General features: G+C 45.9%; 7 protein-coding genes. 5 read left to right on the top strand and 2 right to left on the bottom strand.

Annotated features, from left to right (window positions below; translation table 11 throughout):
- The 4 genes from KDK19_RS03025 to KDK19_RS03010 all read left to right on the top strand — a co-directional run.
- A partial coding sequence (locus tag KDK19_RS03025; RefSeq protein WP_257291317.1) for a WD40 repeat domain-containing protein occupies nucleotides 1-1,487 on the top strand: 1,487 nt, incomplete at its 5' end.
- 241 nt (nucleotides 1,488-1,728) lie between these two features.
- Nucleotides 1,729-3,579 carry an F-box/WD40 repeat-containing protein gene (locus tag KDK19_RS03020; protein WP_257287392.1) on the top strand — a complete coding sequence of 617 codons (1,851 nt, stop codon included), beginning with the start codon at nucleotides 1,729-1,731 and terminating at the stop codon, nucleotides 3,577-3,579.
- A gap of 814 nt (nucleotides 3,580-4,393) precedes the next feature.
- A complete protein-coding gene (locus tag KDK19_RS03015) occupies nucleotides 4,394-4,987 on the top strand; it encodes an epoxyqueuosine reductase QueH (protein WP_257281836.1) in 594 nt (197 codons plus the stop codon).
- A 48-nt stretch (nucleotides 4,988-5,035) separates the two neighbouring features.
- A complete protein-coding gene (locus KDK19_RS03010) occupies nucleotides 5,036-5,461 on the top strand; it encodes an H-NS family nucleoid-associated regulatory protein (protein WP_257281835.1) in 426 nt (141 codons plus the stop codon).
- Between the two features lie 28 nt (nucleotides 5,462-5,489).
- Here the strand turns inward: KDK19_RS03010 and KDK19_RS03005 are convergent, their stop codons facing one another.
- Nucleotides 5,490-6,152 (bottom strand): DUF47 domain-containing protein, encoded by a 663-nt coding sequence (locus KDK19_RS03005; RefSeq protein ID WP_257252873.1) that lies wholly within the window; start codon nucleotides 6,150-6,152, stop codon nucleotides 5,490-5,492.
- A 136-nt stretch (nucleotides 6,153-6,288) separates the two neighbouring features.
- On the opposite strand from KDK19_RS03005, the gene KDK19_RS03000 reads away from it, so the two are divergent.
- The gene (locus KDK19_RS03000; RefSeq protein WP_257281834.1) at nucleotides 6,289-6,657 is read left to right on the top strand and encodes a hypothetical protein; all 369 of its coding nucleotides are present in this window, start codon (nucleotides 6,289-6,291) and stop codon (nucleotides 6,655-6,657) included.
- 15 nt (nucleotides 6,658-6,672) lie between these two features.
- Here KDK19_RS03000 and KDK19_RS02995 read toward each other — a convergent pair.
- A partial coding sequence (locus tag KDK19_RS02995) for an ankyrin repeat domain-containing protein (RefSeq protein WP_257291316.1) occupies nucleotides 6,673-7,259 on the bottom strand: 587 nt, incomplete at its 5' end.

The following is a 7,259-nucleotide window of genomic DNA, read 5'->3' as shown; positions in this document are numbered from 1 at the left end:
ATGATGATCAACTCCGTTGTTGGATGGAGCGGTTTATCAATGATAAGGATTTAATTGAGTCGCTCATAAAGCGCCGAAACAGTCCTTATTTACCTGCTCTGCTTCATTTCACTAATACAGAACGTAAGTCTCAAATTGAAAAACTTAAATCAGTTACAAGAGGCACTATTTTGCATAATAGCCTTGTCTGCTCAGTCGATTTCAGCCCTGATGTTTGCCATATAGTGACCGCCAGTTATGACGGCACAGCAAAAATCTTTGGCCTGGAGGCTGATGGATCATGGAAACAAAAAGTCACCATTCGTCACGACCAAAAAGTAAGTTCGGCCAGCTTCAGCGCCGATGGCCGCCATGTAGTGACCGCCAGTAACGACGGCACGGCAGAAATCTATGGTCAAGAGGCCGATGGTTCATGGGTGCGAAAAGTCATTATTGATCATGAGGAAATTGTTTACTCAGCCGCCTTCAGTCCTGATGGTTGCTATGTGGTGACTGCCGGTAACGATGGCACGGCGATCATCTATGGCCTGGAGGACGATGGTTCATGGGAACGCAAAGCCACCATTTCCCATGATGGTCGTTCCGTCGATTCAGCGACCTTTAGTGCCGACAGTTGCTATGTGTTGACCGTCAGTCGTGATCACACAGCGCAAATCTACGGCCTGGAGGACTTTGGATCGTGGCAACCAGAAGCCATCATTAGTCACAACGGTACAGTCAGCTCGGCGAGCTTCAGTGCCGATTGCCGACATGTGGTCACTGTCAGTAGCGATTACAATGTAAAAGTCCTTGGTCAGGAGATAGACGGATCATGGCAAGAAGAAGCTACTTTACCCCATAATCTCTCGGTCAAGTCAGCCAGCTTCAGCCCCGATAGCCATCATGTGGTGACCGCCGGTGACGATAACACGGCGAAAATCTATACCCAGGTGTGTGATGGATCATGGGCAAAAAAGGGCATCATTTCCCATAATGAGTCGATTCTATCAGTTGTCTTCAGCCCTGATAGCAGCCACGTGGTGACCGCCAGTGCTGATAACACGGCGAAAATATATAGCCGGAAGGACGGTGAAACATGGGAAGAGAAAAAGACCATCTTCCATGAAAATTGGGTCAGATCAGCGACCTTCAGTCCCGATAGCTGCTATTTGGTGACCGCCAGTGACGATGGCACGGCGAAGATCTATGGATTGAAGGCCGATGATGGATTATGGGAAGAAAAAGTGGCCATTTCTCATAAGGGGTGGGTCAAATCAGCGATCTTCAGCCCCGATGGCCGACATGTGTTGACCGTCAGTAAAGACGGCACGGCGAAAATCTATGGTCAGATGCTCGATGGATCCTGGTTAGAAAAAGCGACCATTTCCCACATTCGTCGCATCGATTTAGCCATCTTCAGCCCCGATGGCGACTATGTGGTGACCGTTGCTAATGATGGGCGGAACAATGGTAACGGTCAAACCGTGAAAGTCATTGAACTCGGGTGAATAATTGGTCGTTTGCTGTGTCTCATGTTGAATCAATAAATGAAAAACCTGCGGGCGCTGCCCCACGCGAAGTGTTTGTTGCGGAGAAAAAGACGGATAGTCCATGGGCTGGCGGCAATTTTGTTAGTTGCTCTTAGCAGCATGTTACTAGCTTCCATTCTAAGCCGACTATGTTTTTACAAAATTAATTCCGAATATCCTATCAAATCGAGGATAAGTAACCACTTAATAGAATCCGGGTATGAACAGAGTAGATAATAACGGCACCACTGGCGGTTCAATTCCCCCAGCACCTCATCAATTTATATTGGCGCGAGCACCAACGGGTGTCTATGCGGGCAGGAATATCACTGTATCTGACAAGGTTAAACCTTTACTGCTTTATTTACCCCTCGAAATACAGTTGAAAATTATTGGCTGTTTGAGATTCAAGGATATTGCCCGTTTAAAACAGGTATGTACCTACTTTAGAGAAATTATTCAAGAAGATTGTACTTTGGCAAAGGAATGGTATCGCCGTTTTCCTTCACCACAACAGTGTCTTCTAAAGACTACTGTCACTTCAAAAGATGATGATCAACTCCGCCGTTGGATGGAGCGGTTTATCAATGATAAGGATTTAATCGAGTCACTCATAAAACGCCGAAGCAGTCCTCATTTACCTGCTCTGCTTCATTTTATTAACACTGAACGAAAGTCTCAATCAAGAACATTCAAGTTAGCCACACAAGTCATCTCACATAATAAAAATGTCCAGTCAGCCAGTTTTAGCGCTGATGTTTGTCATGCATTGACCGCCGGTCTTGATGGCATGGCGAAAATCTGTAGCCTGGAGGTTGATGGATCATGGCAACCAAAAGTCCTCATTCTTAACTGCCGTTTGGGATGTACAGCCAGCTTCAGCGCAGATAGTCGCCATGCGGTGATCTTCAGTTACGACGGTACAGCGCGAATCTATGGTCAAGAGGCCGGTGGTTCATGGGAACGAAAAGCCATTATTGTTCATGAGGACGCCGTCTATTCAGCCACCTTCAGTCCCGATAGTCGCTATCTGATAACCAACAGTCGAGATGGAAAGGCGAAAATCTACGGTCTGGAGGACGGTGGTTCATGGGTAAAAAAAACCATCATTTCCCATCAGGATGACTCTGCTTCAGCGATCTTCAGCGCCGATGGTCGCTATTTGGTGACCGCCGGTGACGATCACACAGCGCAAATCTTCGGCCTGAAGGACGATGGACCATGGCAACCGCAAGTCATCATTCGTCACAATAGTTGGATCAGGTCAGTCAACTTCAGTCCCGATAGCTGTCATGTGGTGACTGTCAGTGGTGATCACAATGCGAAAGTCTGTGGTCTGGCGATAGACGGATCATGGCAAGAAGAAGCCACTTTAACCAATGATCTGGCGATTCAATCAGTCAGCTTCAGCCCTGATAGCTGCCACATGGTGACCGTCTGTGACGATAAAACGGCGCACATCTATAGCTATGAGGACGATGGATCATGGGAAGAAAGAGGCATCATTTCCCATATTGGTTCGATTCTATCGGTTGCCTTCAGCCCCGATAGCCGCCATGTGGTCACCGCCAGTGCTGATGAAACGGCGAAAATCTACAGCCAGGAGGACGGTGAATCATGGGAAGAAAAAGAGACCATCTGCCACAAAGATTGGATCAGATCAGCGACCTTCAGCCCCGATGCTAGTCATTTGGTGACTGCCAGTGACGATGGTAGGGCGAAGATCTACGGCCTGAAGAACGATGGGTCATGGGAGGAAAAAGCGACCATTTCTCATAGGGGGTGGGTCCATTCAGCAACCTTCAGCACGGATGGCCGACATGTAGTGACTGCAGGTGCTGACGGCAAGGCGAAAATCTATGGTCAGATGCTCGGTGGATCCTGGTTAGAAAAAGCGACCATTTATCGTGCTGGTCCCGTCACGTCAGCCATCTTCAGCCTCGATGGCGACTATGTGGTGACCGTCGCTCACAGTGGTCAGAATGACGATGCTGATGAAACCGTGAAAATCACTGAACTTAGTGTAACTCCTGAATCCGCAAGCCAGGGTTTTTGGTGTAATATCCTCTGATTCTGCTTTTCACCCTGTGAATGCGTCTTTTGTGAAACTCAAAATCGAGCATTCAACTACCTTTATATGGCCAGCCTGGGAATCCCTCAACAAGGTCCGGTAAATTTTTCGATCATCAGCATCGTCGGTCGTGAAACAAAAGGACAAGATTTCTCGACAATGCGTGATCGTGAGATCGAGCCTGGAGTCGTATTGTAAACAGTTGACGTCTTTCCTCACTTGGCTTCTTTTGAGAATATCCTGTGACTATTGATACGGTGTTTATCAAAAACGACAATTGCCGTTGAATCCAGCAATACATGACAAACCTGTTAGCTGTCCCCTGCACTGTGTCTTGAGATAAACAATCTGACCTGTGTTGGACAATGAGGTTGAGCTAGCAACGTTTGAAGTTCCGAAAGGCATTCTGATGAAAATAGATGATGATCATTATTTCACTGAGCGACAGTTTTGATATAACTGTTGCTTTATTGACATTGTAGATAAGTTGCTTATGCTAGTCTGTTGCAAAAATTGGGCAAAAATCATCGACATCACAGAATACTCTGGCTACAGATAGGGTGCCTCCGGTTAGATGTCTACGGTTTGGTATCCGAAAGATAGCCAGGTTATCTGAAGACTCCTTGTCTTTTTTTGCCTCAAACTGACCTTAATTCATGGATATAAGGAAAAAGCATTTCTCAATTGTCCTGTTTACTATTTAACTAAAGTAACTCCTCTGGATTCGGGTATTCGTCTCATGCATACACCCTACTCTGCAGATAACTATCAAAGGCCTGTCCTGAAGTCTCCCAATGGCTCAAGGAGAATTTTATTGCATTCCTGCTGTGCTCCCTGTGCCTGTGAAATCATGAGTGCCATTAAAGCGTCTGGTTTTGAGCAGACGGTGTATTTTTATAATCCAAATATTCATCCCTTGGAAGAATATGAGTTAAGGAAAAAAGAGAACAAGCGTTACTGTGAAAAAAATGACATCAACTTTATTGATGCCGACTATGATACTGAAAACTGGTTTGATCGGGTCAAGGGGTATGAGGACGAACCGGAGCGTGGAGAAAGGTGTTCAATTTGCTTTTCGATGCGCTTTGAGAGAACAGCGTTGTATGCTTTTGAACATGGTTTTAATCTTATTTCCAGCACACTGGGTATTTCCCGCTGGAAGAACCTTGAGCAAATCAATCGCTGCGGCGTTGAAGCTGCCAATCGGTATCCGGATCTGACATACTGGACTTTTAATTGGCGCAAACAGGGTGGCGCTTCGAGAATGATTGAAATTTCCAAGGATCAGCGTTTCTATCAACAGGAGTATTGTGGCTGTGTGTATAGTCTGAGAGATACCAATCGCTGGCGGATGAGTCAGGGTCGCCCGAGAATTAAACGACTTATCAAGTTTTATGGTGAACACTGAATGGTGCCTTCGTGGGCTAACCACACTTGTTTGATACATTGAGGTCTGATGATGAATATATTTGAAGAACTTCTGCATCGTCTGGGTAGTAAAACCAGAATCCGTTCTCTCTTCAGGGATGTGGGTATGGATGAGATGGAGCGTATCATTAACCGGCTGAATGAGGTGCTGGAAGAAAAAAACCAGGAAAAAGAAGCCGCAGATATAAAACGAAAAGAAAAGCTTCAGAGTGTGGAAGAGATCAAGAAAGTCATGGAGGCCAAAGGCCTCTCGATGTCTGACCTGAATCTTTTGCAAGAGATAGGTAAGGAAGGCAAGCGCAGGAGAAACGTCTCCAAGCATAATTTCGAGTTTCAGACAAACTCCGGCGATACGGTGCGCTGGTATGGCTCAACAACAGGACGCTTGCCAAAAGAGTTTCAGGACTATCTCGATCGTACCGGCAAAAAGAGGATTCACTGCATTGCAGATTAAGGGTAACAGTGTCTTACAGTGGGTCTTGTCAGGCTTGCAAGTGAGTTACCAGGGTACGCATCCATAAAGACAGGTCACTGATGTCGTCCAGAATCAGAAACAGCAGGGCGACATCCACCGGGTCTATCGTGTTTTCCATCAGGCAGGTTTGTTCCCGAATTTCTTGACTGATCTTTCTGAGTTCATCGACATCACAGGCAAGATTTCTCCTGAAGCGACCTTGAGATTGGTTGTACTGCTTTCTGAATCCGCCCTGACTGAGTTCATTTAATTCGATGACGGCCCGCCTTAATTGATAGACAGTCTTGCCAAACTGTCGGGTCAGGTCATTCAGTGGCACGCTCATTTCGGCTGGTAATCGAAGGGGACGATAGCTTAATCGTTCTGACAGTCGAAAGGTCTGATGAGCCAGCTGGTTCTGGGACTGAAGTGCGTCCATGATCACTTCTCTGGGTTGAGCCATCAGTGATGGTTTTTGCAGGCAGAAAAGCACTTCTTGCGCCATTGCTTCCAGTTGATGGGGAAGTTCTTTGATCCAGGAGCTGCTGGCAACGGTCTCTGTGTGTTCAGAGTTAAGGACTTGAATCTGCCGGTTGAGGTGCGTAAGTGCATTCATTACGGCATTGCGATGTCGTAGCAAGGGTTTGAACGGTGAGCCTGAGAAGAGGCTGGCAAAGGTTTCCAGATCCATAAAGGCGTTATCGACCGGACAGGGAATTGCCGTAGTGTGTTGAGTAGATGTTCAGTAGAATTGAGGAAAAGCGCTACCATCAATGGCGGTGCTTTTTCGTTTACGGGCTTCTACGCAGAGAGAAGGTAAACCAGCTATGGTAACGGGACTGGAAAGGGTAGCAGCTAAAGCCCGGAGTAATCCGAAACTTCGACTCACCAGCTTGGCTCATCACATCACACCGGCGAGCCTCTGTTCGAATCTGAATAAGATTCCCAATGGGACATCGCCCGGGGTTGATGGATTGACAATGGAAGAGACGAAGAAAGGCTTCGGTCAATGGCTTGAGCAAACACTGACATCTATTCATCGACAGGGCTACAAGGCACCGCCGGTCAAAAGAGTATGGATACCAAAGCCGGGAAAGAAGGATAAACGCCCATTGGGTGTTCCCTGCATTAATGATCGAGCCTTGAGATCATTTTTCATGTCACCTATAACGGCTAATTTTCAGGATGGTGGGTAACTTGAGTTATTTAAATCAGCTCATTTTTTGTATTTTCGGAGGTATGGCTCCGGCAGTCGAGTTGTTAGTGAACGGATGATTTGATGATTGCATTGTATTCCCACTATTTGTTGGGAAAGCACCGGTTGTTGAAACAACATCGGACAGAAATTTGACAACTGTATGAGCACCTTTTTTTCTTGCATAATCTAATGGACTATCACCTTCAGTTGTTAACTGGTCAAGAGTGAAATCAGATCGTTTTAATAGTAATTGGATGAAACTTAGTGCGTCAGACTCAATAGCTGCCATCAGTACAGTCTTTCTGCAGCCTTTTTTCTGTAGAAGTGTTTTTCTATTGCTGATGGCCTCTTCAACTTTTTCACGTGCTTTATCATTATTGTGATAAGTTTTATTATACTCGCCAATTAATGCTACAATTTCATCTCCGTGGAATTCAACTCCCAGTCTTATATCTTTCAGATGATCAGCCAATGTCTCTATGTCATTAAATTTCTTCTTGTTTAGCTTCCCCTTTAAAAAGCTACGTACTGTTATATCGTGCATGATAGGCTGATCAATATTCGCACCCAGATTGATTAGTTTGTTAATAATCTCAAGGC

Origin of the sequence: Endozoicomonas sp. ONNA1, from assembly GCF_024606325.1 — a bacterium.
Taxonomy (GTDB): domain Bacteria; phylum Pseudomonadota; class Gammaproteobacteria; order Pseudomonadales; family Endozoicomonadaceae; genus Endozoicomonas_A.
The sequence above is the reverse complement of the archived record's forward strand: the minus strand, read 5'-3'. Positions and strand labels throughout refer to the sequence as shown.

Coding starts and splice junctions, on each gene's coding strand:
- KDK19_RS03020 (WP_257287392.1), top strand. CDS start 1,729: ATGAACAGAGTAGATAATAACGGCACCACTGGCGGTTCAATTCCCCCA.
- KDK19_RS03010 (WP_257281835.1), top strand. CDS start 5,036: ATGATGAATATATTTGAAGAACTTCTGCATCGTCTGGGTAGTAAAACC.
- KDK19_RS03005 (WP_257252873.1), bottom strand. CDS start 6,152: ATGGATCTGGAAACCTTTGCCAGCCTCTTCTCAGGCTCACCGTTCAAA.
- KDK19_RS03000 (WP_257281834.1), top strand. CDS start 6,289: ATGGTAACGGGACTGGAAAGGGTAGCAGCTAAAGCCCGGAGTAATCCG.